This is a genomic window from Sporomusa rhizae (assembly GCF_041428845.1).
Lineage (GTDB): Bacteria > Bacillota > Negativicutes > Sporomusales > Sporomusaceae > Sporomusa > Sporomusa rhizae.
In genome coordinates this window covers 5,177,943-5,195,065 of the sequence record NZ_CP156925.1, presented here as the reverse complement: position 1 = coordinate 5,195,065, position 17,123 = coordinate 5,177,943, and the positions used below count along the sequence as shown (strand labels likewise).

Sequence of the window (17,123 nt, the reverse complement as noted above, 5' to 3'; positions counted from 1 at the left end):
AACAAGAACCCGTGAATTTCGCGGGTTCTTGTTGTTTTATGTTGGGTTTGAGTATTTACACTAAAAAACCGGAGTCTTAGTGTCGCCTACGCAAACCGCAATCGTTGAACTGAAATAGTTGACCATTAAAAAAAACAATAATAAAATTAAATTGTCTCCATAATAAAAGAATGATTTTACGAATGTGAAGGATACGGTTTTGTGAGGTGATTAACAGCATGATTGTACTGAATGAACAGTTAAATGAGCCTTTATACTTTCAGATTTACAAGCAGCTAAAGGATAAAATATTATTAGGTGAATTTGCTGAAAACAGTAAGCTTCCCTCAACACGAATGCTTGCTAAAACGTTACATGTCGGCAGAAATACGGTTGAATATGCTTATTTGCAGCTTTGTTCGGAAGGATATGTGGAAGGCAAGACCGGCAGCGGCTTTATCATTAATAAAATCGATACTATTTCTTATCCTGCATTTAGTAATCAAAATTCGCCTGACTATATAATAGCACCGGATAAATGCGGTAAACTGGATTATGAGTATAACTTTCAATATGGCGAATTAAATCCCGCTGATTTTCCTTTGAAATTGTGGCGTAGGTATACAAATCAGGTTTTCTCGTCTGTCGATATAGGAAAAATGGCAGCTTATAATGATCGGCAAGGCGAACTGGGGTTACGAATAGAAATCATGAAGTATTTGAAATTGTCCAGGGGTGTTAATTGCCAACCGGAACAAATAGTAATATGCGCCGGTACTCAGTCATGTTTATTTTTGCTTTGCCAGCTTTTTAGACAATATTCAACCATAATAGCCTTTGAAGATCCTGCATACGACGGGGCTAGGGATGTTTTTATTAATAATGGCTACAATGTCATACCCATAAGGCTGGAGGAAGACGGTATTGATTTAGTTCAGCTTGAGAAATCACAGGCTAAAATAGTATATATAACACCGTCTCACCAATTTCCAACAGGAGCAGTTTTGCCTATTAGAAAACGGATAAATATTTTAAACTGGGCCGTACAAAAAGACGGATTTATTATTGAAGATGATTATGATAGCGAATTAAGATATAATTCAAGACCCATACCATCTGTGCAAAATCTGGATACTAAGAATCGAGTGGTTTATATCGGTACTTTTTCAAAAACACTGGCACCGGCGCTAAGGTTAAGCTATATGGTTTTGCCACCGACTTTACTGGAGCGATACCAGAAGATCTTTACAAAATACAATAATCCTGTTCCCTGGCTTCAACAAAAGACCCTGGAGTACTTTATGAGTCTGGGCCATTGGGAACGCCATCTACGAAAAGTATGTCTTTCGCAAAAAAAGAAGCATGATATCCTGATTAGGACTATTCACGAATTAATGGGGACTCGTGTCACCATCCATGGAAAAAATGCAGGGTTGCATGTTTTATTGGAATTTAACGACAAAAAAGAGCACGAACTAATCGATAAGGCCAAACGCGCAGGGGTCATTGTTTATCCCGTATCCAATTATTGGCTGAGAACTGATAAATATGCCGACAATATGGTTCTCCTGGGCTTCAGCAGTTTACAGGAGCCTGATATTATCAAAGGATTAAAGTTACTAAAGTCAGCCTGGTTTGGTAATCAACGCTGAGCCGGCTTCACAAGTACTTTCTACGGTTTGCCGATCTGTCTTGGTTTAAACTGTATCCATAAATATTGCTTGTATTGGCCCTTCTAAAGATGGCAATTTTTATGTATTATTGTTTATAACTGAAATACAGAGGAGAAGATAAACGATGAAAAAGTTTCTTGTCATTATTCAATGCGATATTGCCCAGAGAAGGTGTAGTGGCTGGGCCTGTATGAAATCCTTTTACGACAGAACCGGTTCCTTCGAGGATCTTGGAACGGAAGACGTTAAATACATATCCTTTACCTGCGGTGGCTGTTGTGGAAAAGGTGTAGCTGCAAAGATTGAGCATTTTGCCAACAAACTGGCGAATCAGAGCGATGCTTCAAAAGATGAAGTAGTAGTGTATCTATCTTCTTGTATGGTGACGGACCACCATCATTATAGCAGATGTCCCCACGTTGCCATGATAAAAGGAATTCTTGCCAAACATGATTTTTCAAATGTTATCGAAGGCACTTATATAAGCCCAAATGCTGCGCAAAAAAGAGAAGACGGGATTTACAAAGAATATCATAAGGTTCAGGGGCGTTAAGGTCCAATAACCCATAGCCTGCTTACTGCAGGCTATGGGTTATTTAATATATTAGTAGGTGGGAAGGTTCAAAACCAGGCCTCTTTCAATAAACGGATCGCTGCTGGCATTTCGGCGGCAGGAATCTTAGAAAAATATAAGATGATTTGGGAAGGCGTAACCGGAGCCTCGCCCAGATAATAATCCTGCAAGAGAGCAATCCGGCACCCTTTTAGTAGCGCTCTGTCGTATAGCTCATTTGGCGTTAAGTTAGATTTTACGGTCAGAACCATATGGAGGCCCGACTCCGTTTCATTGATTTCAACCCGCTGGCCCAACATGGTTCGAATATTGTCCAGGAATAGAGCGTGTTTCTCATTATAAAGCTTTCTAAGCCGGCGGATTTGCCGCTCCAAATGACCGTCGGCCATGTAGCGGGCCAGAGCCACTTGTTCAATGGTGGAAGTCGCCTGATTGTACAGCGACGCTCTTTTCTGATAAATTTCCAGCAGCCGGTCTGGCAGCACCATATAACTGATCCGAATGGAAGGGGGGATTACTTTAGAAAAAGACCCCATATAAATTACCGCCCCCTCGGTATCCAGCCCCTTCAGCGCCGGAAGAGGGCGTCCAAAATAACGGAATTCACTGTCGTAATCATCCTCAATTATGGTTGCTCCCGTTTGTCCAGCCCAGTTTAAAAGTCTTATCCGCTCGCCGATCGGCATAATATAGCCGGTGGGAAACTGATGGGACGGCGTCACATAAACAAGCCGCGCACCGCTGCCGGCAAGTTCGTCGGTATCGATACCCTCCCGCCTGAGCCCGACCGGAATAATCCGAAAACCGCGATCCTCCCATATCCTCCGGCCGATTTTAAATCCCGGTTCTTCAAAGGCTATGCCATCATGACAGGGCTTTAAAATACTGGCCAGCATATTTAACAGACTTTGCACGCCTGGCCCGACAATGACCTGCTTGTGATGGCAATTTACTCCCCGGGAACGGATATAACCGACAATCTGGCGGCGAAGTTCAGCCTCGCCTTGAAGGTCGCCATAACGCATAAGACGGTTTTGATCCATAAAAGCTTTATTGATATAACGCTTCCACAGGACAAAGTCAAAGCCCTCCATATCCATTTCGCCGCTGGCAAGATCGTATCTGAGAGGAACTTCCACAGTACTACTCTCCGCCGGCAGCGCGACAGCAGGCACAGGATCCGGCCAGGAACTTTCGACAAACCGGTTAACTGCATATCGTGTCCGGTTACCGTTTTTGATATATCCCTCGCAAAGTAGCTGCTGATAAGCTTTTTCGACCGTTATCTTGCTAATGGACAAGCTGTCGGCAAGCCCGCGGATAGAAGGTATTTTATTGTCTTCCTTCAGATTGTTTTGTTCTATTTCGGTGCGAAAATGGCGGTAAAGCTGCATATATAAAGGTTCTTTGCTTGCGTGGTCAAGAAGTATCAATTTCGGCATTTTTTCACCCCTTTATCTGTACCTATCTAAAATATAAATTCTGTATATTTTAATAGTATCAGATTTGATTTATAATACAACCATGTTTTGCAAAGAATTAGTGAAAAGTACTATTTTAGGTTGACAGGGGGATTTTTCGAAATGAAAGTACCTAAGGCACTCACCATAGCCGGATCAGATACGAGTGGCGGCGCCGGCTTGCAGGCCGACATAAAAACGTTTCAGGAGTTTGGCGTATATGGTATGACGGCAATCACCGTGCTTGTTGCCCAAAATCCTGCAAATAACTGGGCTCATGATGTTTATCCGTTATCGCTTGAAGCTTTGGAAGCTCAAATCAATACTGTGCTCGGCGGTATCGGCGTAGATGCCATGAAGACCGGTATGCTTGGCACCGTTGAGATAATTTCGCTTGTTGCCAAAAAACTGGACGAATACCCGGTAAAAAACATCGTAATTGACCCGGTCATGATCTGTAAGGGCACTGATGAGGTGCTGCATCCGGAATCGGCAGTTGCCATAAGCCAGCAGCTTGCTCCGCGGGCTACCATTATTACTCCCAACGTGTTTGAAGCCAGCCAATTGAGCGGTGTTCGCATTCAGTCCGTCGATACAATGAAAGAGGCGGCCGTTAAGATTTACGCACTCGGTTCCAAGTACGTTCTGATCAAGGGTGGCGCCAAGCTGGGTACGGAAAATGCGATTGACATATTGTATGACGGCAAGGACTTTACTATTTTCGAAACACCGAAAATTAACACAAATTACACGCACGGCGCCGGCTGCACCTATGCTGCCGCCATCACGGCCGGATTGGCTCAGGGCTTACCGGTGCCGGACGCAGTCGCCCAGGCCAAAAAATTTGTTACACAGGCCATCCAGTATGGGTTTCCGATAAACTCCTACGTGGGTCCGACCTATCACGCCGCCCATCGTCTTGCCAGCGCATCCGATCTCAGCGGCAATAGTAAAGTCAGGATTTAATAAGGTGGGAAAAACTGTGGAGCAACGGACCTTAAGTCAAACCAAACAATTAGTTTATGCAGCATTGGGCATAGCGCTTGTTTTTACTTGTACGGTATTTGTAAATGTTCGTCTTCCTGTTGCCGCCAATGGTGGTTTAATTCATTTGGGGAATGTGCCGCTATTCATTATCGCCATTCTTTACGGGCGCTGGTTAGGCGCTTTGGCGGGAGGAATCGGCATGGCTCTTTTTGATGTGGTGGGCGGCTGGTTTTTGTGGGCGCCCTTTACACTGATTATTGTCGGGCTCATGGGATATACAGTTGGCGCTATTTGCGAAAAAAAACAGACGCTGACGGCCTATGTCCTGGCCTTGGCGGCGGCCTGTATCATTAAAATAGTTGGTTATTATGGTGCTGAAGGGATTATTTACGGCAATTGGCTTGCACCGATGGCATCGGTACCCGGTAACCTCGTTCAGATTGGCGTGGCGTCAGTACTTGTGCTACCTGTCGTGCCCAAGTTGAGAAAGTATGGAGCTGTTTTTTCCTGGGCAGGAAGCCGTAGATAAAAATTTAATTATTGCATAGCAAAAGCCATGTTGGTTCGGCTCAGGCAATATCCTGGGGACCAACATGGCTTTTATTTTCCTGACAGAAAGTATACTTTCTGTTGGATAAAGGTAAGAACCGTTTGCTTTTTCGTCAAAGGCTCGGCGCAAGCCGCAGCATCTTTTAAGGAATTTTTTACTACTTGGTATAGTCAAAGAAGCCTTTGCCGGTCTTGCGTCCAAGATATCCGGCCTGCACCATTTTCTTAAGTAAAGGACATGGGCGGTATTTAGGATCTCCGTAGCCGGCGTATAACACTTCCATAATGTACAATACGGTATCATTGCCGATTAAATCAGACAGAGCCAGTGGCCCCATGGGGTGATTAAAGCCTAACTTGGCCACGGCGTCAATGTCCTCAGCACTGGCCACTCCCTCCATTAGCGTGAAGATGGCTTCATTAATCATGGGAATCATAACCCGGTTACCGACAAAACCCGGGAAATCAGCGACCTTTACAGGAGTTTTACCTAATTTCACGGCTAATTCCTGCACAGCCAAAAAGGTTTCTTCGCTGGTAGCTAAGCCGTTAATTATCTCTACAAGCTTCATAACAGGTGCCGGATTGAAAAAGTGCATGCCAACTACCTTTTCCGGGCGTTTAGTAGTTGCGGCTACGGCAGTGAGCGGCAGGGAAGAAGTATTGGTTGCCAATATAGTATGAGCAGGGCAGAACTTGTCCAATGTCCGGAAGATTTCTCTCTTAATATCCATGTTTTCAACTGCGGCTTCAATAACTAAATCTACGTTACAGGCGGAAACATCCAAATCCACTACGCCGGAGATTCTTCCGGTGATAGCAGCCTTCTCTTCGGAGCTAAGCTTGCCTTTCTCAATCGCTTTTGTCAGGCTTTTCTCAATACCTTTTATGCCTTTTTGAACATACTCTTCGGCGATGTCTCTGAGTATAACAGTAAGTCCGCCCTGGGCCATAACCTGCGCAATGCCGCTGCCCATCTGCCCGGCGCCGATAACTAAGACCTTATTAATTTCCACGATAATGACCTCCCGAATTATTTTGGTGTGAAATATGGAAATGCAATAGGCGTTGTTTGTTAGACAGCGCCTATTGCTGACAATTTAATTTTTTTTCATTACAGTGGCTTTGCCGTCAGTGACCAAAGTGCCTTCCTGGTTGGTGACTGTGGTTTTTAAGATAAGCCGGTTTTTGGCTTCGATTTTTTCTATAACTTCTACTGTGGCAGTTACGGTATCACCGATTTTTACCGGAGCTTTGAAGGCCAGTTCCTGGGCAAGGTAAATGGTATTGGCGCCAGGCAGTGTTGTGCCAAGTAACGCCGAGATAAAGGAGGCTGACAGCATGCCATGGGCGATACGCTCTTTGAACATAGTGGTTTTGGCAAATTCCGCATTGATGTGTACCGGATTAAAGTCGCCGCTGACACCGGCAAAGGTATAAACGTCATGCTCGGACACGGTCTTGGCCATGCTGGCTTTGTCGCCAACTTTGATGTCGGCAAATTTTACATCTTGCACCATAGAAAACACCCCTTGTTATAGAATAGTAACCCTGTGTTAGTCTGCGGATTTAATCTTTTTAAACTCGGTAATCAAAGCTGGAATTACTTCCAGTACGTCTCCGACAATGCCATAGTCGGCCGTTTTAAAGATAGGAGCATCAGCGTCTTTGTTGATAGCGATTACAATATCAGACGAGGACATACCGGCTAAATGTTGAATAGCGCCGGAAATGCCGCAGGCAAAATAGACTTTGGGGCCAACGGTTTTACCTGTCTGGCCTACCTGGTTTAAAGCCGGTATCCAGCCGGCATCCACAGCCGCGCGGGAAGCGCCTATAGCTCCACCCAGAACTTTGGCCAGTTCTTCGATAAGCGTGAAGTTTTCAGGTTTACACATACCGCGGCCACCAGAAACAATAATTTCGGCTTCTTCCAAATTGCAGGAAGCCGTACACACTTGGATTACATCAATAAGCTTGGTACGAATATCTTCCAGATTTACTTTACTTACTACCTTAACGATTTCACCGGTGCGGGAGAAATCTTGTTCCGGACGCTTAAATACTTTAGGACGAACGGTACCCATTTGCGGGCGGTGATCAGGACACAAAATGGTAGCCATGATATTGCCGCCAAAAGCCGGGCGAGTCCAGGCGACCAGGCCTGTAGCCTCATCTATGTCTAAATTTGTGCAGTCTGCAGTAAGGCCGGTACCGACGCGGCAGGCAACACGGGGGCCCAGATCACGGCCATCATTGGTTGCGCCCATAAGAATAACCGATGGGCGGTAGGTATTAATTAAATCGGTCAGGGTTATGGTGTAGCCATCGGTCGAGTAGTGCTTAAATTCAGGGCCTTCAACCAAGTAGATTTTGTCCGCACCACTAGCAAAGATATCTTTGGTTAGACTGGCTACGTCCTGGCCAATTAAGACGGCTGCTAATTCCTGTCCCATGGCATTGGCCAGCTTACGGCCTTCACCCAGGAGCTCATGGCTCACGTTGCGAATGGTTCCCTTTACTTGCTCGATATATACCCAAACACCTTTATACAGGTTTTTGTCGACAGCAACCGTTTTCTCCTCTGCTTCCCGCAGGGTGGCTCCCACCGGACAGACATCCACGCAGGCGCCGCAGGCAGTACACGCTTCGGTGATTACCGCTTTATCGTTTTCCATGTTGATGGCACCGAACGGGCAAGAGCCTACACAGGCGCTGCAGCCGATACATTGTTCCGCGATTACTTTTACAGCCATTGTTTACTACCCCCTAGACAATCTTGGCATCTGATAATTTTTGAATCAAGAGCGCAGCCGCTTCGCGGGCTGTATCTGCCAGAATAATCTCACCCTGAGTACGCCGCCTGGGGGTAAAGATTTTACGTACTTGTGTAGGTGATCCTTTGAGACCGATTTTCTCGGCTGCTACCGTAACTTCGTTTGCCGTCCAGACAGGAATTTCTTTGCGGTTGGCTTTCATAGTGGCTTTAATTGTTGGCGTCCGGGGAATGTTGATGGATTTTACCACAGTCAGCATAACCGGCGTGGATACTTCGATCACTTCATAGCCTTCTTCCTGTTCCCGCTCTACTCTAAGCTTGTCGCCGTCTGCGTCAATTTTGGACACATAGGTAACCTGAGGGATATCCAGGTGCTCGGCAATTTCCGGGCCCACCTGAGCAGTATCGCCATCTATGGCTTGTTTACCGCAAAGAATAACGTCTACCTTGCCCAGCTTCTTAATACCGGCGGCCAGAGTGTGGCTGGTAGCCAGGGTATCGGCACCGCCAAAGGCCCGGTCGCTTAAAAGGATGGCTTCGTCAGCACCCATGGCCAGGCACTCTTTAAGGGCATCTTTGGCTTGGGGCGGTCCCATGGAAATGGCGGTTACTTTGCCGCCATGTTTATCTTTAAGCTCTAAGGCTGCTTCTAGCGCATTTTTGTCAAAGGGATTGACAATACTGGGTACACCTTGACGAATTAGGGTATTGGTGACTGGGTCGATTTTTACTTCGGTAGTATCAGGCACTTGCTTGACACAAACTACTATTTCCATAGGTAAATTGCCTCCTGTTAATGAACGTGTTGCACCACTGCGGGTATAAGGGCGACATCGGCTTCTGCTTTCGCTAACGCTCGGCACAAGCTTTGTCTTCTTAACGTAAGAGAGCGCCGGAAATGACCATACGCTGTACTTGGTTAGTTCCTTCGTAGATTTGTGTAATCTTGGCATTGCGCATGAGGCGCTCGACAGGATATTCGCGGCTGTAACCATAGCCGCCAAAAACTTGTACGGCATCGGTGGTAACGGCCATAGCCGCGTCGGAAGCATACAGTTTTGCCATGGCTGCTTCTTTGGAATAAGGCAGACCTTTGTCTTTAAGAGAAGCTGCGCGATACACCAGAAGGCGGGCTGCGTCCACTTTGGTGGCCATGTCAGCCAGCATGAAAGCAATGGCCTGGTTGCTGGCAATAGGTTTACCGAACTGAACCCGCTCTTTGGAGTATTTTACAGCATGGTCAAGAGCCGCCTGAGCGATACCAAGAGCTTGTGCCGCTACCCCAATACGGCCGCCGTCAAGGGTAGACATAGCGATTTTAAATCCGTCGCCTTCTTTACCTAACATGTTTTCTTTAGGCACTTTAAGTTCCTGGAATACCAGTTCCATGGTAATGGAGGTGTTGATGCCCATTTTGTGCTCTTTTTTGCCAAAAGTGAAACCAGGCATGCCCTTTTCGATAATGAAGGCCGAGATGCCTTTTACACCTTTGCTTTTATCTGTCATGGCAAAGATGACATAGGTTTCTGCTTCGCCGGCATTGGTGATAAATATTTTGCTGCCGTTAATGACATAATGGTCACCTTCCAAGACTGCAACTGTCTGCTGGGAGGCGGCGTCAGTGCCGGCGTTTGGTTCGGTCAAACCAAAGGCTCCCATTTTTGTGCCTTCAAGGAGAGGGGCAAGATATTTTTGTTTTTGTTCTTCTGTGCCATAAGCGAAAATCGGCCATGCGCACAAGGAAACTGTGGCGGAGAGGGTAATACCGATACCGTCATCTACTTTAGAGAGTTCTTCAACAGTCAGGATGTAGCTTAAGACATCGCCGTCAGCCCCGCCATACTTCTCGGGGAAACAGATGCCTGTCAGGCCCATTTCAGCCATGGCGTCAAAAAGTTCGCGGGAGAATTCACTGTGTTCATCGCGCTCGGCAACACTGGGTGCTACTTGCTTTTCAGCAAACTCCCGTGCCACCTTCTGAGTCATTTTTTGGTCTTCGCTAAGTTCAAATAACATAATACAGACCTCCTTATTTTTAAAAAAATATTGATAACCACCTCCCGTTCTGGTGCTTCATCCGGCGGGGTTGTGAAGTATAGCGCCGAGAATTTTTGTCGTCAGGCGCGGCGGAGGAGCCGCGCATATCGGGAATATGTAAGGCGACGACAACAAAGCCTGGCGGCAAAAAGGCCGGTGATATACTTCATGTTCTCGCTGGATGAGGCACTAGGGAATGGGAGGTGTCAGCTAACATAAGAAATTAGATACGTTCTACGATAGTGGCAACGCCCTGGCCGCCGCCGATGCACAATGTAGCTAAACCAAGCTTGGCATTTCTGGCCTGCAGGGAATGCAGCAGGGTGACAAGGATACGGGCGCCGCTGGCTCCGATCGGGTGGCCCAGGGCAATGGCGCCGCCATTGACATTGACCTTTTCCTTGGCAAAGCCAAGCTCTTTGCCTACTGCCAGGAATTGAGCGGCAAATGCCTCATTGGCTTCAATTAAGTCGATATCGTCGATAGTAAGTCCTGCCTTTTTCAGGGCTTTGCGGGTTGCCGGTACCGGACCCATGCCCATGATAGCGGGGTCAACGCCGCCTGAAGCAAAGGAACGAATCCGGGCCAGGGGTTTAAGTCCCAAAGCATTTGCTTTGTCTAGTGACATAACGACTAAGGCAGCAGCGCCGTCGTTAATACCTGAAGCATTGCCGGCGGTTACGGCTCCGTCTTTTTTAAAGGCGGGTTTTAAACCACACAGAGATTGTCCTGTTGTACCGGCTTTGGGATATTCGTCAGTATCAAAAGTGATATCGCCTTTTTTACCTTTTATGACAACCGGATAAATTTCTTCTTTAAAAGAGCCGGCTTCGATGGCTTTGATTGCTTTTGACTGTGATTCAAAGGCAAGTTGATCCTGCTCTTCCCGGGAGATGTTGAATTTGGCGGCCACATTTTCGGCGGTAATTCCCATGTGATAATCGTTGAAAGCGCACCAGAGGCCGTCGTGAATCATAACATCAGTGAGTTTGGCATTTCCCATGCGAAGACCCCAGCGAGCTTTGCTGTCAAGCAAATAGGGAGCCTGACTCATGCTTTCCATACCGCCGGCAACTACAATATCAGCATCGTCAGTCATAATAGCCTGGGCTGCCAGGTTTACTGTTTTTAAGCCGGAGCCGCAGACTTTATTAACGGTGTAGGAAGGCACTTCGTATGGAAGACCTGCTTTTATGGCCGCTTGCCTGGCTGGATTTTGACCCAGTCCGGCTTGCAGTACATTGCCGAATATGACTTCGTCAACAGCATCGTTATTGACGCCGGCTTTTTCAAGAGCTGCTTTAATGGTTAGCGCTCCCAGGTCTGTTGCGGCTACCGAGGCCAGGGAACCGTTAAAATTTCCGATGGCAGTACGTACTGCACTTACAATGACAACTTCTTTCATAATTGCACCATCCTTATGATGTATTTAGTGTGTAATTTACTGCTTATTCAGACCCATGGGCTCATCACGGAAAATGCGCTCATCCATGGTCTTTAAGTTAGGAGCAATAATTGGTTTGAAGTCCATAAGGGCAAGAATATCTTTTTCTAGGTTTATGCCTGGAGCGATTTCGGTAAGCATCATACCGTCGGCGGTTAATTCAAATACCGCCCGTTCGGTAATGTACATAACCGGTTGTTTTACTTTTTGGGCGTACTGACCGCTAAAGGTAATCTGTTCGACTTGTTCTAGGAATTTTTTGGCCTTACCTTCGTTCAGGATGGAAAGCTTGCCGTCAGCAACCTGGACTTTGAGACCGCCGGCAGTGAAGGTACCGCAGAAGAAAACGCGCTTGGCATTTTGGGTAATATTGATGAAACCACCGCAGCCGGCTACGCGTCCCTTGAATTTACTGACGTTAATATTGCCGTGCTTGTCGGTTTCAGCTAGTCCAAGGAAGGCAAGGTCTAAGCCGCCGCCGTCATAAAAGTCGAATTGCTCAGGCTGGCTTAAAATGGCTTCGGCATTGATGGCAGCGCCAAAACTCAACCCGCCGGCCGGGACGCCGCCTACCGGGCCTGCTTCTACCGTCAGTGTTAGGGTATCACCGAGGCCTTCCTCATTAGCCACTAACGCTACACCTTCAGGAATGCCGATGCCCAGGTTTACTTTGGCATCAGGAATTAGTTCAAGTGCGGCGCGTCTGTTAATAACCTTGCGCTCATTAAGCGGCAGGGGAGCAATGGCTGACAGCGGCACGCGGGTTTCACCGGAATAGGCGGGATTATACTGCTCACCAAAGGTTTGCATATGATGGGCGGGGTTATCGGCGACGACAATATAATCTACACTGATTCCCGGCACTTTCACACCCATTGGTTTAAGGCTGCCGTTGGCCACAATCCGTTCTACCTGGGCGATAACAATACCACCGGAGCTTTTGGCTGCCTGGGCAATTGCTAACGATTCTGCGGAAACGGCTTCCCGCTCGATGGTAATATTGCCGCGTTGATCGGCACTGGTACCCCGGATTAGGGCAACATCAACGGGGAATGGTTTGTACCATAGCCACTCTTCGCCGCCAAGTTCAATGACTTCAACCAAGTCTTCTGTTGTGATATCATTGATTTTGCCACCTTCAATCCTTGGATCGACAAAGGTATTTAAACCTACTTTAGTAATTACACCCGGCTTGTTGCCTGCAATACTGCGAAACCAATGGGTAAGGGTTCCCTGGGGAAAGTTATAAGCTTCTATTTTATTTTCAACTGCCAGTTTGCCGAGTTTTGGGGCAAGGTTCCAGTGACCGCCGATGGCCCGTCTAACCATGCCCTCTTGTCCAAAATGGTTAAGGCCGCGGTCTTTGCTGTCGCCTTGCCCGGCACAGTATACAAGTGTTAAGTTTCTGGGAGCGCCTTCCTCAATGAATCGTTCTTCCAATGCGGCTGTCAAGGCTTCCGGGTGACCACTGCCGACAAAACCGCTGGTAGCAACTGTAGCGTCGTCTTGTGCGAGTTTGGCAGCTTCCCGTGCGCTGATTATTTTTGCCATTTGTTCACTCTCCTTGTTGAAGTATTACACTGCTAAATTAATGCAAAGAGCGATGCCTTCGGATTGTAAAACTACTTTGTTAATAAAAACCTGTGTTGATTTAGCAACACAGGTTTTTGGTTGTTCGTTATATTACAGTAATCCGGTTATTGCGTGAATGAGAATAACTACAAACACCATAAAGGCCTTGAGGCAAGTCAGGACAAAAATATCACCATAAGAGTCTTTGTGAGTTAGGCCGCATACCGCAAGCAAGGTGATAACTGCGCCGTTGTGTGGGAGAGTATCCATACCGCCTGAAGCCATAGAAGCTACCCGATGCAGGATTTCCGGCGACATGCCGATAGAATTGGCCCAGGTCAGCCAGTCTTTGGCCATAAGGTCTAAAGCGATAGACATACCGCCTGAGGCCGAACCGGTAACACCGGCAAGGACATTGACTGTCACTGCTTCGGATACTAATGGAGAACCGCCTACCTTAATTGCCATCAAAGCATCTGAGATGGATTTGAAGCCGGACAGAGAAGCAATAACGTTGCCATAGCCCACTTCGGAGGCCGTATTCATGATTGCCAGGAGGGAACCGATGGCACCGGCGTTAAGTGATTTTGCCAGCATGCTGGTCGAACCGAGGTTTCGATAACCTAAGGCTATTGCAAAGGCAATACCGGTAATAAGCGCGATAATTAACGACCAGATACTGATAACATTTTTAACGGCTGCAGCAGTTAACGGCAGTTTCATGGCCTTAAAAGGTTCGAGCAGTTCGGAATTCCAGGTGAATACATTGGTCATAAGGAAGTTAACTACAAGTACGGATAACAGCGGCAGAATGGCTATTTGCCAGGAGGGAAGCTTTGTATCATTTTTGATTTCAGGCTCGTTGAGCGTATGATTGCCATAGCCTTCACCTGCAGCGGCAGCTTGTTTCCGACGGTAGTCCAGCCATAAAATACCAAATCCCAGAATCGCAAAACCGCCTATCAGACCCAGAATAGGAGCGGCATAAATATTGGTGCCAAAAAAGTTAGTGGGGATCAGATTCTGAATTTGTGGTGTGCCGGGAAGACTGTCCATAGTGGCAGTAAATGCACCAAGTGCAATGGTGGCTGGCAATAATCTCTTGGGAATATCGGCTTCTTTAAACAGCGCCGAGGCAAAGGGGTATATAGCAAATACGACGACAAACAGGCTAACGCCACCGTAGGTAAGCACACAACCTGCCAAAACAATGGAGAGAATAGCGCGATCCCTACCCAAGCCTTTAATAATGGCGTGGGCAATGCCTTTGGCTAAGCCGGTATCTTCCATCATTTTTCCAAACACTGCACCCAGTAAGAATACAGGGAAAAATGATTTAATGTAGGTGACCGCTTTAGCCATGAACAGTTCGGTATAGGCCGGCATGAGGGCAAGCCCGGACAGGGAAGCGGCCAGTAAAGCAAAAACAGGAGCAAATAAGATTACTGAAAAACCACGGTAGGCAAAGAACATGAGTAAAAATAAACTAAGGAGAATCCCGATTACTTCCATTGAATAACCTCCTAAAATAGTAAAGAGTTTTAGCAATAATGGACCTTCTATAATATCAAAAATACCTCTTTTTTGATAAAATATACTTCTTAGGATACAGACGGCTTTGCCGGCGTCCTAAAGAATTTGGCATACGCCAAGTCTTTTTTGCTTATGCTAACCTCCTTTCTTACAGGTTGCTACATTTCAAATAATTTTATGAGCAAGTAAGTGACATTTTATCGCGATAATCTACAAGGTGACATTATCACAAGTTAAACACACATGCCCCATATTTATACTTGACATACAGGAGCTCCTATTTTATAATGTCATTGAGAATGAAAACCATTATCAATTAAGAGAGAGCCTAAGAGCTCCGTGCCAACAAATGTATAGCACGGAGGTTTCTTTTTTGGAGATAACCATCCATGCGTCATTGTTGCCGACTATGCCAAGGAAGGTGAACTCATGCGAAAAGTTTCTCTTACAGTTACAGTCCAGAATGCAGAACCAAGAACGTTTCGTTGTCCTAATTGCAATCGTCTGTTATTTAAAGGTTGTATAAAGTATGTGGAAATAAAATGTCCTAGATGCGGCCATATACAGTGTATGGAAGCGAACGATTTCAACTGGTACACTGCCAATGCCGGTTGCCCCCAAAGCCATATAGAATGAGGAGAGAGCCAAGAGCTCCGTGTTGATGCACGGGGTTTTATTTTTTTGTGAGAGGTGCGGTTATGGATAGTATACGGGAAGCAATACGGTTATTCCAGCAAGGGGGACTAGTTATGTATCCGCTCTTGTTGTGTTCCATTTACGTTGTAGCAATTGTGTTGGAACGGTGGCGCTATTATCGTCGCAGCAATCGGCAGTCACCAGGATTCTTTCAGCATATGCAAGAGAAAATTAGTAATGCCGACTGGGCGGGTGCAAGTAAGATTTGCGAACAATCACCGGGAGTGGTTGCGCGCGTTCTTGCTGCCGGGCTGCGTTATCGCGGCGATATAGCGGGGATGAAGGAGGCATTTGAAAATGTTACCGCCTGGGAATCTGCCCAGTTGCGCAAGCAGCTCGGACAACTGGATACCGTTGTTACTCTGGCACCGCTGTTGGGACTATTAGGAACGGTTGCCGGCATGATTGGCTCCTTTAGTGTATTTAACGTGAATAATAGCAATCCGGCGGCGATAACCGGTGGCGTTGGTGAAGCTTTGGTGGCGACGGCGACCGGATTGAGCGTAGCGGTTTTAGCTTTGGTGTCGCATAGTTACTTTTGCCATCGTCTCGACGCCTTGATAACAGAGATTGAGAAAAGCTGCGCGTTTATTATTGAAAATGTCAAAGGTGAACAAGTATGAAGCTTCGTGCGTACCGGGTGGAAAGTTCGCCCAAATTGATGATTATTCCGATGATTGATATTATTTTCTTTTTATTGGTGTTTTTTATGATGAGCACTTTACATATGGTTTATCAGAAAACTATGCCGGTGAATTTGCCGCTGGCCGCGACGGTTCAACAGGATGTGGCGAAACCGCTGACGATCACCATTTCACATTCAGGCACACTTCATTGGGAACAAGAGGAAATAGCGCCAGAAGCATTGCGGGGGCGGCTTCGGCAGATAATGGCCAGTCAGCCGCAGCAAGCCGTTGTTTTGCGGGCTGATCAATCTGTCGAACACGGCAAAGTGATCGCTGTTATGGATGAACTAAAATTAGCCGGTGTACAAAAATTAGCCATTGCGGCTCAGCATAAGCAGAGGTGAGTATTGTGACACAGGCTGCATATTGGCCCAAAGCCTTTGGAATCTCCTGCATTATCCATTTCATGCTGATACTTTTACTAGGATTATTGATAGGGAATCTGCCTGCCCGTCAATCGCCGGAAGAATATATTGTGGTTGATTTATCGTTAGTTAGTGGCAGCGAAAGTGGTACTGGTGGGGCTCCTATTCATTCTGCGGAAAAAGCGGCTGGATTGCCTGCCACACCGGGGATATCTTCGCAGGCGTCCAATCAATCGCTTGCGTCGGAACCAATGCGGAATTTTTCAACTGCTGGACTACAAACAACGAATTTGCCGCAGGCCGGGTCTGATAATGCCGGTAAGACGATGGCTGCGACGGTAGGCGGAAATGCTGCGGGTATAAGTATGGGGAATGGTACGGCCATAAGTGCAGGACCGGGAACCGGTAGAAACACAGGCAGTGGTAGCGGCTCTGGCATTAGTTCGGGAAGCGGGGAAAGTACAGCGCCTAACATTGATGGTGCTATTTTAGCTTTCCTGGCCGAGGTGGAAAAACATAAGGAATATCCTTATATCGCCCGCAAGCGGGGGTATGAAGGGGTGGTTACCGTATTTGTTGAGTTAAGCGCCGGTGGCGAATTGCGGCAAGTACGGGTTGAAAAATCGTCGGGATTTTCTTTGCTGGATGAGGCTGCCGCTGCAGTGGTCCGGCGTGTATCTCCGTTCCGGCATGGGCTGGGGCGCCCGGTAGCGATGAAAATACCGATTAGTTATCAGTTGTTGCCGTAATTGGCCGGAAAGGTGTTGATGATAGCATGTATGGCATGAT

17 protein-coding genes are annotated in these 17,123 nt (G+C 46.8%); 8 read left to right on the top strand and 9 right to left on the bottom strand.

The features are described 5' to 3' along the window. Positions 1–218 precede the first annotated feature (218 nt). Together SRRS_RS24290 and SRRS_RS24285 are read left to right on the top strand one after the other, a co-directional pair. The gene (locus SRRS_RS24290; protein ID WP_371363995.1) at positions 219–1,631 is read left to right on the top strand and encodes a PLP-dependent aminotransferase family protein; all 1,413 of its coding nucleotides are present in this window, start codon (positions 219–221) and stop codon (positions 1,629–1,631) included. Between the two features lie 145 nt (positions 1,632–1,776). Beyond that, entirely contained in the window at positions 1,777–2,205 is a 429-nt protein-coding gene (locus SRRS_RS24285; RefSeq protein ID WP_371363994.1) for a CGGC domain-containing protein, read from the top strand. Between the two features lie 68 nt (positions 2,206–2,273). On the opposite strand, the gene SRRS_RS24280 is transcribed toward SRRS_RS24285, so the two are convergent. Then, the gene (locus tag SRRS_RS24280) at positions 2,274–3,668 is read right to left on the bottom strand and encodes a PLP-dependent aminotransferase family protein (protein ID WP_371363993.1); all 1,395 of its coding nucleotides are present in this window, start codon (positions 3,666–3,668) and stop codon (positions 2,274–2,276) included. A 141-nt stretch (positions 3,669–3,809) separates the two neighbouring features. Here SRRS_RS24280 and pdxK point away from each other — a divergent pair, with 141 nt between their 5' ends. Then, entirely contained in the window at positions 3,810–4,652 is an 843-nt protein-coding gene (gene pdxK / locus SRRS_RS24275; protein ID WP_371363992.1) for a pyridoxine/pyridoxal/pyridoxamine kinase, read from the top strand. Positions 4,653–4,668: 16 nt separating this feature from the next. Beyond that, a complete protein-coding gene (locus SRRS_RS24270; protein ID WP_371363991.1) occupies positions 4,669–5,202 on the top strand; it encodes an ECF transporter S component in 534 nt (177 codons plus the stop codon). Between the two features lie 178 nt (positions 5,203–5,380). Here the strand turns inward: SRRS_RS24270 and SRRS_RS24265 are convergent, their stop codons facing one another. From SRRS_RS24265 to SRRS_RS24230, 8 genes are all read right to left on the bottom strand, one after another. Then, positions 5,381–6,238, bottom strand: a complete 858-nt coding sequence (locus tag SRRS_RS24265) for a 3-hydroxybutyryl-CoA dehydrogenase (protein ID WP_371363990.1) — start codon at positions 6,236–6,238, stop codon at positions 5,381–5,383. Positions 6,239–6,322: 84 nt separating this feature from the next. Next, entirely contained in the window at positions 6,323–6,742 is a 420-nt protein-coding gene (locus SRRS_RS24260; protein WP_371363989.1) for a MaoC family dehydratase, read from the bottom strand. A 36-nt stretch (positions 6,743–6,778) separates the two neighbouring features. Continuing rightward, positions 6,779–7,978 (bottom strand): FAD-binding protein, encoded by a 1,200-nt coding sequence (locus SRRS_RS24255; RefSeq protein ID WP_371363988.1) that lies wholly within the window; start codon positions 7,976–7,978, stop codon positions 6,779–6,781. 13 nt (positions 7,979–7,991) lie between these two features. Next, positions 7,992–8,777 carry an electron transfer flavoprotein subunit beta gene (locus SRRS_RS24250; protein ID WP_371363987.1) on the bottom strand — a complete coding sequence of 262 codons (786 nt, stop codon included), beginning with the start codon at positions 8,775–8,777 and terminating at the stop codon, positions 7,992–7,994. Between the two features lie 100 nt (positions 8,778–8,877). Next, positions 8,878–10,017 (bottom strand): acyl-CoA dehydrogenase, encoded by a 1,140-nt coding sequence (locus SRRS_RS24245; protein WP_371363986.1) that lies wholly within the window; start codon positions 10,015–10,017, stop codon positions 8,878–8,880. Positions 10,018–10,261: 244 nt separating this feature from the next. After that, positions 10,262–11,443, bottom strand: coding sequence for an acetyl-CoA C-acetyltransferase (locus tag SRRS_RS24240; RefSeq protein WP_371363985.1), 1,182 nt, complete (start codon positions 11,441–11,443; stop codon positions 10,262–10,264). 36 nt (positions 11,444–11,479) lie between these two features. Continuing rightward, on the bottom strand, positions 11,480–13,033 hold the full coding sequence (locus SRRS_RS24235) for an acyl CoA:acetate/3-ketoacid CoA transferase (RefSeq protein WP_371363984.1): 1,554 nt from the start codon (positions 13,031–13,033) through the stop codon (positions 11,480–11,482). A 132-nt stretch (positions 13,034–13,165) separates the two neighbouring features. Continuing rightward, a complete protein-coding gene (locus SRRS_RS24230) occupies positions 13,166–14,566 on the bottom strand; it encodes a GntP family permease (protein ID WP_371363983.1) in 1,401 nt (466 codons plus the stop codon). A 450-nt stretch (positions 14,567–15,016) separates the two neighbouring features. On the opposite strand from SRRS_RS24230, the gene SRRS_RS24225 reads away from it, so the two are divergent. The 4 genes from SRRS_RS24225 (at position 15,017) to SRRS_RS24210 (ending at position 17,083) form a co-directional block, all read left to right on the top strand. Further along, on the top strand, positions 15,017–15,223 hold the full coding sequence (locus tag SRRS_RS24225; protein ID WP_371363982.1) for a Com family DNA-binding transcriptional regulator: 207 nt from the start codon (positions 15,017–15,019) through the stop codon (positions 15,221–15,223). A 62-nt stretch (positions 15,224–15,285) separates the two neighbouring features. Then, entirely contained in the window at positions 15,286–15,906 is a 621-nt protein-coding gene (locus SRRS_RS24220; RefSeq protein ID WP_371363981.1) for a MotA/TolQ/ExbB proton channel family protein, read from the top strand. Then, positions 15,903–16,313: an ExbD/TolR family protein gene (locus tag SRRS_RS24215; RefSeq protein WP_371363980.1), complete on the top strand. Its 411-nt coding sequence runs from the start codon at positions 15,903–15,905 to the stop codon at positions 16,311–16,313. The genes SRRS_RS24220 and SRRS_RS24215 overlap by 4 nt, the downstream gene beginning before the upstream one ends. A gap of 5 nt (positions 16,314–16,318) precedes the next feature. Beyond that, entirely contained in the window at positions 16,319–17,083 is a 765-nt protein-coding gene (locus SRRS_RS24210; RefSeq protein WP_371363979.1) for an energy transducer TonB, read from the top strand. Positions 17,084–17,123: the final 40 nt, after the last annotated feature.